General features: G+C 43.3%; 12 protein-coding genes, 1 tRNA gene and 2 rRNA genes. 10 read left to right on the forward strand and 5 right to left on the reverse strand.

Features of this window, described 5'->3' with window-relative positions; all coding sequences use genetic code 11:
• The 3 genes from DPF90_RS08135 to DPF90_RS08145 all read left to right on the forward strand — a co-directional run.
• Positions 1 to 92, forward strand: a 23S ribosomal RNA gene (locus DPF90_RS08135); the annotation flags it as partial.
• 88 nt (positions 93 to 180) lie between these two features.
• A 5S ribosomal RNA gene (rrf, locus tag DPF90_RS08140) occupies positions 181 to 296 on the forward strand.
• 59 nt (positions 297 to 355) lie between these two features.
• Positions 356 to 446 (forward strand) — tRNA-Ser (locus tag DPF90_RS08145).
• 149 nt (positions 447 to 595) lie between these two features.
• Here DPF90_RS08145 and DPF90_RS08150 read toward each other — a convergent pair.
• A complete protein-coding gene (locus DPF90_RS08150; protein WP_114785844.1) occupies positions 596 to 1,072 on the reverse strand; it encodes a peptidase associated/transthyretin-like domain-containing protein in 477 nt (158 codons plus the stop codon).
• A gap of 290 nt (positions 1,073 to 1,362) precedes the next feature.
• On the opposite strand from DPF90_RS08150, the gene DPF90_RS08155 reads away from it, so the two are divergent.
• Positions 1,363 to 2,073, forward strand: a complete 711-nt coding sequence (locus DPF90_RS08155; RefSeq protein ID WP_114785845.1) for an ester cyclase — start codon at positions 1,363 to 1,365, stop codon at positions 2,071 to 2,073.
• A 20-nt stretch (positions 2,074 to 2,093) separates the two neighbouring features.
• Here the strand turns inward: DPF90_RS08155 and DPF90_RS08160 are convergent, their stop codons facing one another.
• The 4 genes from DPF90_RS08160 to glnA form a co-directional block, all read right to left on the reverse strand.
• Positions 2,094 to 2,843, reverse strand: a complete 750-nt coding sequence (locus DPF90_RS08160; protein WP_114785846.1) for a class I SAM-dependent methyltransferase — start codon at positions 2,841 to 2,843, stop codon at positions 2,094 to 2,096.
• A 241-nt stretch (positions 2,844 to 3,084) separates the two neighbouring features.
• Complete coding sequence (glnG, locus tag DPF90_RS08165; protein WP_114785847.1) at positions 3,085 to 4,488, reverse strand: nitrogen regulation protein NR(I); 1,404 nt, start codon at positions 4,486 to 4,488, stop codon at positions 3,085 to 3,087.
• A 28-nt stretch (positions 4,489 to 4,516) separates the two neighbouring features.
• Positions 4,517 to 5,572 carry a nitrogen regulation protein NR(II) gene (gene glnL / locus DPF90_RS08170; RefSeq protein ID WP_114785848.1) on the reverse strand — a complete coding sequence of 352 codons (1,056 nt, stop codon included), beginning with the start codon at positions 5,570 to 5,572 and terminating at the stop codon, positions 4,517 to 4,519.
• A 178-nt stretch (positions 5,573 to 5,750) separates the two neighbouring features.
• The gene (gene glnA, locus DPF90_RS08175; protein ID WP_114785849.1) at positions 5,751 to 7,160 is read right to left on the reverse strand and encodes a glutamate--ammonia ligase; all 1,410 of its coding nucleotides are present in this window, start codon (positions 7,158 to 7,160) and stop codon (positions 5,751 to 5,753) included.
• A 483-nt stretch (positions 7,161 to 7,643) separates the two neighbouring features.
• Between glnA and typA the strand changes: the two genes are divergently transcribed.
• The 6 genes from typA to DPF90_RS08205 all read left to right on the forward strand — a co-directional run bounded on the left by typA (position 7,644) and on the right by DPF90_RS08205 (position 15,161).
• Positions 7,644 to 9,473, forward strand: coding sequence for a translational GTPase TypA (gene typA, locus DPF90_RS08180; RefSeq protein WP_114785850.1), 1,830 nt, complete (start codon positions 7,644 to 7,646; stop codon positions 9,471 to 9,473).
• 331 nt (positions 9,474 to 9,804) lie between these two features.
• The gene (locus tag DPF90_RS08185; protein WP_114785851.1) at positions 9,805 to 11,481 is read left to right on the forward strand and encodes a peptide ABC transporter substrate-binding protein; all 1,677 of its coding nucleotides are present in this window, start codon (positions 9,805 to 9,807) and stop codon (positions 11,479 to 11,481) included.
• Positions 11,482 to 11,496: 15 nt separating this feature from the next.
• Positions 11,497 to 12,426, forward strand: a complete 930-nt coding sequence (locus tag DPF90_RS08190) for an ABC transporter ATP-binding protein (protein WP_114786015.1) — start codon at positions 11,497 to 11,499, stop codon at positions 12,424 to 12,426.
• Positions 12,426 to 13,253, forward strand: a complete 828-nt coding sequence (locus tag DPF90_RS08195) for an ATP-binding cassette domain-containing protein (RefSeq protein WP_114785852.1) — start codon at positions 12,426 to 12,428, stop codon at positions 13,251 to 13,253. The genes DPF90_RS08190 and DPF90_RS08195 overlap by 1 nt, the downstream gene beginning before the upstream one ends.
• A gap of 34 nt (positions 13,254 to 13,287) precedes the next feature.
• Positions 13,288 to 14,256 (forward strand): ABC transporter permease, encoded by a 969-nt coding sequence (locus tag DPF90_RS08200; RefSeq protein ID WP_114785853.1) that lies wholly within the window; start codon positions 13,288 to 13,290, stop codon positions 14,254 to 14,256.
• Positions 14,253 to 15,161, forward strand: a complete 909-nt coding sequence (locus tag DPF90_RS08205; protein ID WP_114785854.1) for an ABC transporter permease — start codon at positions 14,253 to 14,255, stop codon at positions 15,159 to 15,161. Before DPF90_RS08200 ends, DPF90_RS08205 begins: the two co-directional genes overlap by 4 nt.
• The last annotated feature ends 52 nt before the right edge of the window (positions 15,162 to 15,213 follow it).

The following is a 15,213-nucleotide window of genomic DNA, read 5'->3' on the forward strand; positions in this document are numbered from 1 at the left end:
GTTGTTCGAGACTAGAACGTTGATAGGCAGGGTGTGTAAGCGTTGTGAGGCGTTGAGCTAACCTGTACTAATTGCCCGTGAGGCTTAACCATACAACACCCAAAGGGTTTTGTTGTGGACTCAACTAGAACATTGAATGTGTAAGAACGAAGAAACAGCTTTCCGAATTAACAAATTTTGCTTGGCGACCATAGCGTTGTGGACCCACCTGACTCCATGCCGAACTCAGTAGTGAAACGCAATAGCGCCGATGGTAGTGTGGGGCTTCCCCATGTGAGAGTAGGACATCGCCAGGCTTTGAACAATATCGAACTAAAGCAATTTAAAGTAAGACTTTAGTAAGATTAAAAATTGTGGAGAGATGGCTGAGTGGTTGAAAGCACCGGTCTTGAAAACCGGCATACGTTAATAGCGTATCTAGGGTTCAAATCCCTATCTCTCCGCCACATCTAAAAAGCCGCTGTATAAAACAGCGGCTTTTCTTTTTATTGAAACATAAACCTTCTTTAATGATATTTCATATGACCTCGAGTATTGGTCTGTTTATAAAGAAGAGGTTGACGATGGCAACCTCTTAACTATATCCAAAGGTAAATTAGATTCTTACTAGTTTACTCCGTTGCTGCTCTGTAAGTGTTTCAATGCTAATTACATCCAAAGAATCAGAGGCTGTGATTGATTCTGATAGTTCTATATGCACCTCATCAGGAAGACTGAACATTGCACCTGTTGCAGGATCTACAACTAGCATTCCAATAAATCCTCCAAAAAGAATATTACCGAAGTACCAACCATCTACCGTACTTTCCAATACATAAGTATTGTCAAAGTACCCTTCTTTCTTCAGTTTAAAGGTATAGGTTTCTCCATCAAAAAAGCCAGCGCCAGCGCTGAGAGTAATATTTGAGGGGGTAATACCTTCATACACTATCTGTCCATCTTCATTTGAGATAGTGAAACTCGCACCTTCAGGGTTAGTATGTATACTGACGGGATAATCTGACTCACTAACTATACTTGAGCATCCAGAAAGAGCCATCGATGCCAAAGCAGAAAGTACAACCTTATTCATTACTATTTCCTATCTGTTTTTGTGATTGAATTTGTTTTGGCTATATTATATTGCTATTAGATTTGTTTATGTGTATTTATTAATATTTATAACAAAATTATTTTATATGAGAATACGTTAACTCAAATAATGAATAATTGAGCATACTTAGGACATGAGTTTGAATACTTGATCACTTAAGGGTTACTATTTTTAGTACTATATGAAACAATGATGACTATTGATGAGGTATCAGCTTCTAGATATTATGTGGAGGCTTGTAATCGGGTCAACCCCGAATTTGGTAGAGTATGTATCACAGGGACCCTAAGAGTAAGCTGGCGCGAAGCTTTATGTCGCATGTGTGGCGAGAGCGTCAACATCAAGATTTAGAGGATTTTCTGACCCCTCAAATATTAGTTAAGTCACCCGTTAAGCAAAGTGTTGGTGGTCAGCATCTATCAGAAGCCTTTTCCATGTGGTTTAGAGGTTTCCCTAATCTTGATTACAAAGAGACAGCATTAGAGGTATTGAAAGATAGGGTCAGTATTGAGTGGCAAGTTAAGGGTGATCATTTGGGGGAGTTTTTGGGTGTAGCAGCGACTGGTAAGCCTGTTGTTTATTCGGGGACAACTACGCTAGTAATGTTTGATCAACGAATTCATGCATACTGTGCTGATGTACAAGTTGCATCTGTAATGGGGCAAATCTCCCCTGATCCATATGTGGCGAAAAAGGCAGTTGGGGATGATATGTACTTGACCGTGAATAGGCTACTTCAGTTGAATCTTACTCATCGACAGATTGATTGTTTAGCCTTACTATGTCTTAGATGCGATAGCAGAGTGGTATCATCAAAATTGAACATAAAATATAGCACTTTTAGAACTCATGTGGAGAGAACTCTCCCTTCAATAGGCCTTAGTTCGAGTAAAGATGTTTTTGATTGGGCTCTTTCTTCAAATGCTTTAGAAATTCTGATAAATATTGCTCTGGAAAGAATATGCGCAAAATGTGACTAGCTACTGGGGAGCTGGCTATATTATGAAGCGATAAAAAAGATAGTTTTGTATTCCATAATGACTTCTTTTTTGGTCATTTGATCTGTTAATTCCATATATTTATTAAGCCAAGGTTCAATAAAGCTCTGTCCGTAATGATGATAGTGAGGTAACCAACCCATTATATATCCTTTGAATTCTTCTTTGGTCTGAAAAGTAGCTTGTCTTTCTTCTTCCCACAGTTTTATATTTGTGAATCCAACGCGAGTAAGCAGCATTTCCATATCTAATCTAGTACGGAAATAATAAGGATTAACAAAAGACTTTGAGGATATCCTGTGCTCTGATAGATTTTCACACCAATCGGCAGCATCCCATAGGCCAACACACCTCGGGTATATAAGGCCAAGAAATATTCCATCTTTTTCTAGTTTTTCTTTAATGCCATGCAGTGCTTGTTCTATGTCCGAGACCCAGTGTAAGCAATTGAAACTAGTGATAATGTTGTAGTTGTTTTTGTGTTTGATTAGATCTTGAGCATCACCTTGAAAGAAGCGACATCTCGGGTACTTTTTTGTGGAAAAGTTGACCATATTTTCGGATATATCAATGCCAGTGACTTCTGCACCCATGTTGCTCATTAGAGCAGACAGTTTCCCATCTCCACTTCCGACATCGAGAAGCTTCTTGCTTACGAAGTTAATGTCTGCCTTGTCTATGAGGTAACCTGCCTCACTTTTTTGTACAGCAGAGTTTTCACTATAGTGCGTTGGATCACGGAATAGTGTCATTTATGGGGCCCTAGTGGTCATTTTCACCGACACGGTTTTGAAGAAGGAATGATAACATGTTGAAGAATAATGTTTATCTCTTCTTCTCTTTGGTTCGATCTGTAAGTAAGAGTTCATTTTCATTTTGATAAAATTTTTCCAAGAGATATTCTGTGCTTCCAATTATGTGAATATACAAGGTCCTTGTCTTTAATACCCGTGCCAATTGGTTTGCCTCATGAAATTGCTCATGAGGCTTTTTCTAATAAAGTTCTTTGAGTTTTCTTGTTAGGGTATTTCTCCCCCAACCCAATACTTTCGCCGCGTCTTGCTTGTGACCTCTGGTATGCTCAAGAGCCGCTTCCAGAAGAATTCGTTCAAATTCAGGTAACGCTTTGGTGAGGATTTCGGTACTTCCCTCTGAGAGTGAGCTTTTGGCCCAAACCGCCAATTGACTTTGCCAACTTGTCGAGGCTTTATCGCTTGAAATCTCGTCTGTGGTAAAGATTTCTGTAGGGAGATCTGAAGGTAAGACTTCTCCTCCGCTTGCCATAACAGTTAGCCAGCGACAGGTATTTTCGAGTTGTCTAACATTGCCCGGCCAATTGAGCTTACTGAGAGCCTGAATTGTGGATGAGTGAAGCGCTTTAGCATCCACTTCAAGCTCTTTAGCGGCTTCGGATAAAAAGTGTAAGGTAAGCTTCTCGATATCTTGTTTTCGCTCACGCAGTGCTGGAATGTGCACGCGTATCACGTTGAGTCGATGGAATAAATCTTCTCGAAAGTCACCTTCATTGACCAAATTTTCTAAATGTTGATGTGTCGCGGCAATTATGCGCACGTCGACTTGTATTGGTGAGTGGCCACCAACTCGGTAGAACTGTCCATCAGATAATACGCGCAATAAGCGAGTTTGAATATCAAGTGGCATGTCGCCAATCTCATCGAGAAATAACGTGCCACCGTTAGCTTGCTCAAAACGACCCTGACGCACGTTAGCAGCGCCAGTAAAGGCTCCTTTTTCATGGCCAAATAACTCAGACTCTATGAGATCTTTTGGTATGGCTGCCATATTAAGCGCGATAAAGGGTTTAGAGGCTCTGGGACTGTGTCTATGAAGCGCTTTAGCAACTAATTCTTTACCAGTACCAGACTCTCCATTGATCAGCACAGAAATTGACGAGCGTGAAAGCTTACCAATAGCACGAAAGACTTCTTGCATCGCTGGCGCTTCGCCTATGATTTCTGGCGTACTCTTGCCATTGATCTGGTTTAAGTTTTGAGCCTGTTTCTGCTCTTGATTGTGGACCAGTGCTCTTTCTACTAAGTTGAGTGTGTCGTCGACATCAAATGGCTTAGGTAAGTAATCGAAGGCTCCCTTTTTATAGGAATTAACCGCGGCATCTAGGTCTGAATGGGCGGTCATTATGATAACAGGTAAGTTTGGATAACTTTGGTTAACACGCTGTAATAAATCCATACCATCAATACCTGGCATACGAATATCTGATACTAAAACGTCTGGCGTTTCGCGCTCTAAAGCCACTAAAACACTTTCTGCTTCGGCAAACGTCTCGCACTTTATATTCGCAGCTGAGAGAGTCTTTTCTAACACCCAGCGAATAGAGCTATCATCATCGACAACCCAGACGTATCCTTTACTCATAGGGTATTCATCCTTTCAGTAATACTATTCATGTAATCGAAATTGGTAGATAGATGGTAAATTTTGTGTGACCTGGCCAGCTTTCTAAGTCAATTTTCCCTTGGTGTTGATCTATTAGGTTTTGGGCGATGGAGAGTCCAAGGCCAGTTCCATCCTCTCTGCCACTGACCATTGGATAGAACAGAGTATCTTGCAAATTTTCGGGCACTCCCGGTCCGTTATCTAGGATGTCGATTTTTGCTGCCAGCTTATAGTTTTGGCCATGTATATTGATTTGGTGCGCCGTTCGAGTACGTATCAGGATATTTCCATAAGCTTGGTTTTGTAAGATCTGACCTGCGTTACTGACAATGTTCAGCATTGCTTGCTCTATTTGGTCTGAATCAAGCATGAATTCAGGCAGACTAGGGTCATAGTCTCGTTCAATTATTATATGTGGCTCAGTATCTAGCTCGACTAACTGACGAACTTTTTCTAGGATAAGATGCAGGTTTTGGCATTTCTTTTCCCCTGGTCTTTGTGGCCCTAGCAGTCTGTCAACCAGCACTCTCAACCTATCTGCTTGCTCAATAATGATTTGGGTGTATTCGACCATTGAAGGTTCGGGGAGCATTCGCTCTAAAAGCTGCGCCGCGCCGCGAAGACCGCCAAGAGGGTTTTTTATCTCGTGAGCCAGTCCTCTAACTAAAAGCTTGGCAGCTTGCTGCTGTGCGTGCTGATGGATCTCTTGTGATAAGCGACGCTGCTCTTCTACTTTTCTTAGCTCAACTAGAAGCAGCAATTGTTTGTGCCATGAGATTGGACTGGTAGTAACTTCTAAAATCAACGGCCTGTCATCGATTATTAATGTGAAGTTACTGTCTGTCATGCTTTGACCTGTTTGAGCGGGTCGTAATAGCCAATCTAAATCAATTGATGGATTTTGCACTAGGCTGGTTAGCTTTTCCTCGGTGATACGCTTGGCATTATGGGCAAATAGCTGTTCGGCGGCAGCATTCACATATTGAATTTGAAAAAATTCGTCAATGATAATCACAGCCGTCGTTTGGTGACTGAGTATGATGCTATTTAGCTCACTATTCACATCTTATCCTCATCCATGATAACACTATCAATTTTTGCACCAAATTGGTGCGATAACTCAGTATGGATTAATTATGCCGCTAAGCGAAGCAAAAAGTTTGTTTTCCCACAGTCAAAGCGTGATAGAAAAAAGGCCCACGTTCCTGTGAGCCTATTTTAACTACTGATTCAATAATGAATCACACAGAGTAATACAGTTCAAACTCAAGTGGATGAGTGGTCATGTTGACCTGTGCAACATCTTGTGACTTAAGGTCGATATAAGAATCGATAAAGTCATCAGAGAACACACCACCAGTTGTTAAGAACTCACGATCTTGATCGAGTGAATCAAGCGCGTCTTTTAGCGAGTATGCAACGGTTGGGATCTCTGCAGCTTCTTCAGCAGGCAGGTCGTAGAGATCCTTATCCATAGCTTCGCCTGGGTGAATCTTATTCTTAATTCCATCAAGGCCAGCCATAAGCATTGCAGCAAAGCATAAGTATGGGTTTGCTGATGGATCACCGAAACGAACTTCAATACGTCTTGCTTTGGGGCTTGGAACGACTGGAATACGAATAGAAGCGCTTCGATTTCGAGCCGAATAAGCGAGCATTACCGGTGCTTCAAAACCAGGAACTAGGCGTTTGTACGAGTTGGTGGATGCATTAGCAAAGGCGTTAATAGCGCGAGCGTGTTTGATGATACCACCAATGTAGTAAAGCGCGGTCTCAGAAAGGCCGCCGTACTTGTCACCTGCAAACAGGTTGACGCCGTCTTTTGCTAGAGACTGGTGAACGTGCATACCACTGCCGTTATCACCCACCAATGGTTTAGGCATGAATGTCGCTGTTTTGCCAAAGGCGTGCGCAACATTGTGTACTACGTACTTATAGACTTGGATTTCATCGGCTTTCGATGTAAGTGTGTTAAAGCGAGTTGCGATCTCGTTTTGTCCTGCTGTGGCGACTTCGTGGTGATGAGCTTCTACCACAAGCCCCATTTCTTCCATGATAAGACACATAGCAGAGCGGATGTCTTGTGATGAGTCGACGGGAGCTACCGGGAAGTACCCACCTTTAACGCCAGGGCGGTGGCCTTTGTTGCCTTCTTCGTAATCAGAGCCTGTATTCCATGCAGCTTCAACATCATCAATCTTGAAGAATGAACCTGACATGTTGGTTGAAAATTTGACGTCGTCAAATAGGAAGAATTCTGGCTCAGGACCAATTAAAACAGTATCGGCAATACCGGTAGAGCGCATGAAGTCTTCTGCGCGTTTTGCAATTGAGCGAGGGTCTCTGTCGTAACCCTGCATGGTGGCTGGTTCAAGGATATCACAACGGATGTTGAGAGTGGCATCTTCAGTAAATGGGTCAAGGACGGCAGACGAAGCGTCTGGCATCATAACCATGTCTGATTCGTTGATACCTTTCCAGCCTGCAACGGAAGAACCATCGAACATTTTGCCTTCTTCGAAGAAGTCGGCATCGATTTGGTGGGCCGGGATGGAGATATGTTGCTCCTTCCCTTTCGTGTCGGTAAAACGTAGATCCACAAACTTAACTTCATTCTCTTGGATCAGCGACAGAACATTTTCAACTGACATCTTGGATAACCTCCAGTGTTATTAAAGCGGTAAAAGCTCGATTCAATAAACAAATCCAGCATTGATTAATTTCATTGGTATTAATCGATGCTGACTCTACCCAAGCTAGTACCATGCCATGTTTTTTATCTTTTAAAATCAATTAATTAAAATTAATCTCCTTATTTTGGTGCAAAACCTTGCACCTATATGGATTCTATTTGCACTATATTGGTGCGCTAAAATAATTTGTTAATTCTAGAAGTCCAAGATTATTTCATTGCGCTAATAAATACTACTCATGTCAACGAGTAATGGTGTATTGGTAGATATATAGGCATTTTTTTCGCATGGGTTGCGAAGAAAACTAATGTATCAGATCACATATTTCTGGGTTTTTCGCTAAAATCTGGTACATTACGGTCGTTTTTTTAATCAAATAAGCAGTGCTCGTTAAATGTACGATTTAAGAGGGTTGCTTCCTTTATAAGTGAATCAAGGTCCATGGCTACTCCACAGATTGATAATTTAAGAAATATCGCGATTATTGCGCACGTTGACCACGGTAAAACCACGCTGGTTGATAAACTATTGCAGCAATCCGGAACCCTAGAGTCTCGCGGTGAGGCAGAAGAGCGAGTCATGGACTCGAATGATATTGAGAAAGAGCGTGGTATTACCATTCTTGCGAAAAATACCGCGATTAACTGGAATGACTACCGCATCAATATCGTCGATACTCCGGGACACGCGGACTTCGGTGGTGAAGTAGAGCGCATTATGTCAATGGTAGACTCAGTGCTACTGATTGTTGATGCTGTTGATGGTCCTATGCCGCAGACTCGTTTTGTGACTCAAAAGGCGTTTGCACATGGCCTCAAGCCTATTGTCGTTATCAACAAGATTGACCGTCCAGGTGCTCGTCCTGACTGGGTAATGGACCAAGTCTTCGATCTGTTTGACAACTTAGGTGCCACCGATGAGCAGCTAGACTTTAAAGTGGTGTACGCCTCTGCACTAAATGGCTGGGCTTCACTAGAAGAAGGTGAAACTGGCGAGGATATGGAACCACTATTTCAAACTATCGTTGAAGAAGTGGCTGCGCCTCAAGTTGACTTAGATGGCCCGCTTCAAATGCAGGTGTCTCAGCTTGATTACAGCTCTTATGTTGGTGTAATTGGTGTGGCACGTGTTACACGTGGTAGCGTCAAACCAAATCAGCAAGTGACTGTAGTTAGTGCCGATGGTAAGACGCGTAATGGTAAAGTGGGTACTGTCATGGGCTACCTTGGTTTAGAACGCCATGAAGTCGAACAAGCCAATGCTGGTGATATCATCGCGATTACAGGCCTTGGTGAGCTTAAAATTTCAGACACTATTTGTGCGCAAAACGCGGTTGAAGCTTTGCCTGCACTATCGGTTGATGAACCAACGGTTACCATGACTTTCCAAGTCAATACCTCTCCATTTGCAGGTAAAGAAGGTAAGTTTGTTACCTCACGTAATATCCTTGAGCGCCTTGAAAAAGAGCTAGTACATAATGTGGCGCTGCGCGTTGAACAGACAGACGACCCAGACAAATTCCGCGTTTCTGGTCGTGGTGAGCTTCATCTCTCTATCTTGATTGAGAACATGCGTCGTGAAGGTTTTGAGCTCGCGGTATCTCGCCCTGAAGTTATTATCAAGGAAGAAGACGGTCAGCTAATGGAACCGTTTGAAACCGTAACCATCGATGTTATGGAAGAGCACCAAGGCGGCATCATGGAAAACATTGGCTTGCGTAAAGGTGAGCTGAAAGACATGTCACCTGACGGTAAAGGCCGAGTACGTATGGACTTTGTTATGCCATCGCGTGGCTTGATCGGTTTTCAAACCGAGTTTATGACCTTAACGTCTGGTTCTGGTCTCCTTTATCATACTTTTGATCACTATGGTCCACACAAAGGTGGCAACATAGGTCAGCGTATTAACGGTGTATTAATTGCCAATGCGGCGGGTAAAGCTCTGACTAACGCACTGTTTAACCTACAAGAACGTGGTCGTATGTTTATCGGTCATGGTGTGGAAGTATATGAGGGTATGGTGATTGGTATTCATAGCCGAGACAACGATTTGACGGTTAACGCGCTTAAGGGTAAGCAGCTAACCAACGTTCGTGCCTCTGGTACTGATGATGCTCAGGTTCTTACGCCGCCAATCATTATGACTCTAGAGCAAGCACTTGAGTTTATCGATGATGATGAGCTAGTTGAAGTGACGCCAGAAAGCATCCGTATTCGTAAGAAGTTCCTTACAGAAAGCGATCGTAAGCGAGAAGCTCGTAACGCGAAATAGTCTAGCGGACTCTTTTCTAAGCCCTACTGAAGTCTTTCAGTGGGGCTTTTTTATACCCCGATTCCACAAATAATCTTCACTCAATTATTTTTGCAATAAATATCATATGCTTGAGTTGATCGAGCAATTAATGCATATTGTTTGCTCGCATACATGGATCGTAGCGTACGTACAACGAGCAAATAATGGTTCTTACTGGACAAAACCTCTTTCGAGATGAATTTCCAACCCCTATTTGTTTACGGCACTGCGCATCATGGTTTATCTCAATCTCAGGGCATTAAACGATTAATAAATAAGACTCTGAGTGTGTTTTCGATATGGAGATCGTATGAAACTCAACAAGACCCTTTTAGCGATATGTTGCAGTACAGCACTACTGAGTACTTCTGCTATTTCAGCTGAAGATTCGTTAACCATTGGTGTCTCTCAGTATCCAGCAACCCTTCACCCAGCCATAGACAGTAGCGTAGCCAAAAAGTATATCCGCGGTTTTACTCAGCGTGAATCAATTGGTTTTGACCAAAATTGGCAATTAATCTGCTATTTGTGTGATCAAGTTCCTACCTTTGAAAATGGCTTGGCTAGCATTATTAACCGGCCAGACGCTAAACCAGGAGAAAGCCAGCAAGGGATAAAAATGACCATTCGGCTGAAAAAAGATTTGTTCTGGGGAGACGGTACACCTGTTACCAGTCAAGATCTTGCGTTTTGGCATCAAGTGGCGACATCGTCAGATGTTCAAGGCAACCCTGAGTTGTCACTGATTCGACAAATTGAAAAGATGGATGTGATTGATGACTACACGGTTGATATGTATATCGATAGAATCACATACGAGTACAACTCTAGCCTGAGTCCTAAGGTTCTTCCCCGTCATCTTGAAGAGCCTATTTTTAAAGCCAACCCTAAAGAGTATCACCTTAAAACCAAGTATGTGACTGAGCAAACTAATCCTGGTTTGTATAACGGACCATATATTATTGAGCAAGCCAAGCAAGGTCAGTTTGTAAAGCTTGCCAGCAATCCATACTGGAAAGGCAAAGTGCCGCACTTTGAAAATATTACTATAAAAACTATTACCGATACTCAGGCCCTGCAGGCTAACCTTCTCTCTGGCGATATTGACTATATTCCGGGTGAGCTTGGTTTGACGTTAGATCAGGCACTACAGTTTGATAAACGCTATGGCAGTAAATTTAATGTAGATATTCGACCAGCCGCTTTGTATGAGCACTTAGACATACAGCTAGATAACCCACATCTAAGTGATGTTAGGGTGCGTCAAGCTCTGCTTTACGGCCTTGATCGCGAACTGCTGACGCAAAAGCTATTTCAGGGCAAGCAACCTGTTGCTACTACAAGCGTCAACCCTCTGGATTCTACATTTGACCCGAATACACCTTTCTACAACTATGATCCAGAGAAGGCTAAGCAGCTACTGAAAGAAGCTGGTTATAAACTGGTCAACGGCGTACAGATGAAAGATGGTCAGCCATTAGAGCTAGAGTTTATGACCACGGCTGGCAATAAAACCCGTGAGTTAGTCCAGCAATTTGCTCAAGGTCAATGGAAGAAAGTTGGCATTAAAGTGGTGATTAATAACCAGCCTGCGCGAGTTTACTTTGGCACAACTCTTAATGAACGCAAACATAAAGGTTTAGCAATGTTTGCTTGGTCAAGCTCACCAGAAAGTTTGCCTAATACTGTATTACATTCTGAGCATATCCCTAGCAAAGAGAATGGCTGGTCAGGGCAAAATTATGCGGGCTACTCAAGTGCTAAAATGGATGGCTTGATTGACCAAATTGAAGCTGAAGTGGATGCAGAAAAACGCAAGGCGTTGTGGAAGAGCTTGCAGAACCTTTATGCTACTGACTTACCGGCCCTTCCCCTTTTCTACCGCTCTGAGAGCTATATCTATCCCAAGTGGCTTGTTGGCGTTGAACCAACCGGGCATCAATATTATTCGAGTTTCTGGGCTGAAAACTGGGCTCGGGCCAATTAAGCGGTTGGTATGTCTATGAGTGAAGTAGTATTAGACGTTCGTAATATGAGTGTGGCTCTGGGGCCACACCTTGCGGTGAAAGAGATCAGCTATCAAATTCATGCTGGTGAGATTTTAGGTGTAGTGGGTGAATCAGGTTGTGGAAAATCACTGACTTCACTTGCAGTAATGGGGCTTTTGGATAAAAAGCTGGCACTGTCGGGTGAGATTTTATTTGCGGGTGAAAACCTAGTAGGTATGAGTGAGAAACGCTATCAGCGCATCCGTGGTGAAGGCATAGGTATGATTTTCCAAGAGCCTATGACGGCGCTTAACCCTGTTGTTACCGTTGGTGAACAAGTGGCGGAAATGTTTTTGGTTCATGAAGGCGTATCTAAAGCTGAAGCCATGAACCGGGCAATAGAAATGCTAAGGCAAGTACATATACCCTACCCGGAAAAGAGAGCGAAAGCGTTTCCTCATGAGCTGTCTGGTGGTATGCGTCAGCGAGTCATGATTGCTATGGCGCTTGCCTGCAAACCTAAAGTATTGATTGCTGATGAGCCAACCACAGCGTTGGATGTGACAGTCCAAGCCCAAGTTCTTGATTTGCTCGAAGAGCTAAGAGAGACCACGGGTACTGCTATCCAATTTATCAGCCATTCACTTGGTGTGGTGTCGCAAATTTCTGATCGCGTTATGGTGATGTACGCAGGGCAAGTAGTAGAAATTGCTGATGTAAATGATATTTTTGATAATCCACAACATCCCTATACCCAGGCATTGCTCGACACCATACCGCGAGTGGGGGTTGATATTAAACGTTTGCCAGCAATACCGGGGAGTGTCCCACCTCTTGACCAGCGGGGTGACAATTATACATTCCGCGATCGATGCCCTGAGCTTTTCGACCATTATACCCAACTGGCGAAGCAGCGTAATGAGCAAATGGTGAGGGGGTATTGATGGCACTATTAAAAGTTAATAATTTGCATAAGTATTATGTGCTTGAGGCTGGCTCTGTGTTTGGGCAAAAACCTAAGTACTTGCATGTGACCAAAAACGTTTCGCTTAGCCTAGAAGCAGGAAAGACCTTGGCTGTGGTCGGAGAGTCTGGTTCTGGAAAGTCAACCTTAGGTAGGATGGTCAGCATGCTAGATAGACCTGCATCGGGCGAGATTTACATAGCCGGTCAAGAGGTGTCGCGCCTAAGTTCTAAGCAGCAAAGACCAATACGTCAACGGATAGGTTTAGTTTTTCAAGACCCTTACTCTGCGCTTAACCCAAGAATGCCGATCTTAGACTCTTTAATTGAGCCAATGAAAGTCAATAAAATTGGTCATCGACACTTTCAGCGAGAGCGTGCGCTGGAGGTGCTAGAGTGGGTTGGGATGCATGAAGATGTGCTCACTCGATACCCTCATGAGTTTTCAGGAGGTCAGAGGCAGCGTATTGCAATTGCACGAGCCCTGATGTTAAAGCCTGAACTTATTATTGCTGATGAACCACTCTCTGCTCTGGATGTATCGGTACAATCACAAATCTTGAACTTATTTAAAGATCTGCAAGAGGAACACGGAATCGCCTTTTTCTTCATTAGCCACGATATGGCAGTCGTGTACCACTTGGCTGACGAAGTGGTCGTGATGAAAAATGGCGAGATTGTCGAGCAAGCGGATAAAGCGAGCTTTTTCGCGCATCCTACGCACCCATATAGCCAAGAGCTACTTAAGGCAGTGCCTGATATCGGTAATGTTAGGCGTCGCAATCAGATCGAGAGAAAATCAGCATGAAAGTAACAAATAATCCACAGATAGGGGGACGAAGATGAAACGCTTTCTTATTTCTCGTTTCCTACAAATGGTGCTGGTACTCTTTTTAGCATCATTTGCTGCCTATAACTTGATGGGGCTTATGCCTGGCGACCCGATTGATTTGTTGGTGCAAAGTAATCCAAGCATGACTTCGGAAGATATTGCCCGGCTTAAAGCTGAGCAGGGTTTGGATAAACCCGTCTACGTGAGATATTTTATTTGGTTAAAAGATGCCATGCATGGCGATCTTGGTTACTCACGTATGTTTGCCCAACCTGCAATTGATGTGCTTTGGGACGCAATGAAAAATACCTTAATTTTGGTGGGCAGCGGCACCTTGTTGTCGATTTTAATTGCTTTACCGGTTGGAGTCTTGTGTGCGGTCAAGAAAAATAAAGCGACAGACTACATTATTAGCGGCTTGACCTATCTATTTTTGTCGACACCTGCAGCCTGGCTAGCTCTTATGCTGATCATGGTGTTTGCTGTGGTGTTGCCGGTATTTCCAGCAGGAGGTACTGGCGAGGCTGAAGGTGCAGCAGGGTTGGCAAAACTTGAATATATGATTTTGCCAATATTGAGTTTAACCTTGCTCAGCATTGCATCCATTTCACGTTTTATGCGCTCAAGTATGCTTGAGGTCTTTCGCCAAGACTTTGTTCGCACCGCGAAGGCAAAGGGCTTGTCGTCGACTCGTGTGCTACTAAAACACTGCATCAAAAATGGCATGCTTCCTATGATCACTGTGCTTGCAATGGATGTGGCCGGATTAATGAGCGGTGCAGTGTTGACGGAAACGATTTTTAGTTGGCCTGGTATCGGGAAATTAACCGTTGATTCAATAAATGGTAATGATTACAACGTCGCCATGCTTTGTTTTATGGTCGCGACGACAGCGATACTTGTGATGAATTTTATTGCTGACATTCTTTACTCAAAAGTTGATCCAAGAATTGATTTAACTAAGGGGGGCGTCCAATGAGTTATATAGTCAAACGCAGTCAAAACCCTTGGTTTCAGGTCGCTCAGCGCTTATCTAGACATAAGCTGGCCATGTTGTCATTGGTGTTTTTATGTCTATTAGCCCTGGTTTGCTTCGGAGCAAATCCTATTGCACTTTGGTTAGGTGTTGACCCCTATGCCGATGATTTGTTCTCTCGCTTCTCCACACCTAGTGATCTCAATCTGTTAGGAACCGATGAGCTTGGGCGTGATATTTTTACCCGCTTGCTACTTGGTGGCCAAGTCTCACTGACATTTGCTTTTATGGCCGCCTTAACCACATCTGTCATAGGTACGGTGCTCGGAGTGATAGCTGGCTACTATGGAGGTAGAGTTGACGCATTTATCATGCGCAGTGCCGACTTTATTATTAGCTTGCCAAGCATTATGTTGCTTATACTGATTCAAAGTGTCGACATGACCAAGCTTGGACTGTCTGAAGAACTGGTTCGCAGTGATAGTTTTAGTATCTACCGATTAGTGCTGGTGCTTTCCATTTTGGGGTGGCCTTTTGCCGCTCGTTTAGTGCGCTCGAATACTCTCTCTGTTAAACACAGGGAATATGTTCAGGCGGCAATTGGTTACGGCGCGAGTCATTGGTTTGTGATGGTAAGACATATTATTCCCAATGTGATAGCCCCTGTGATCACAGCTACAACATTGGGTGTCGGCGGTGCGATTTTAACTGAAAGCGCATTGAGCTTTTTGGGTTTTGGTATTAACCCACCGACACCATCTTGGGGTAATATGTTGCAAAACGCTCGCGAAGCTATGTGGCTTTATCCTATGGCCGCTGTCTATCCCGGTCTTATGGTTTTAATGACGGTGATTACAATTAATTTCTTGGGAGATGGGTTACAAGAAGCGATTGATCCCAAATCATAGGTAAACACTTTGGCCTGTTTTCTTGCAAGCAGGTTGGTATCAGGTAGACAGG

It is taken from the genome of Vibrio tetraodonis (assembly GCF_003350295.1).
Lineage (GTDB): Bacteria > Pseudomonadota > Gammaproteobacteria > Enterobacterales > Vibrionaceae > Vibrio > Vibrio tetraodonis.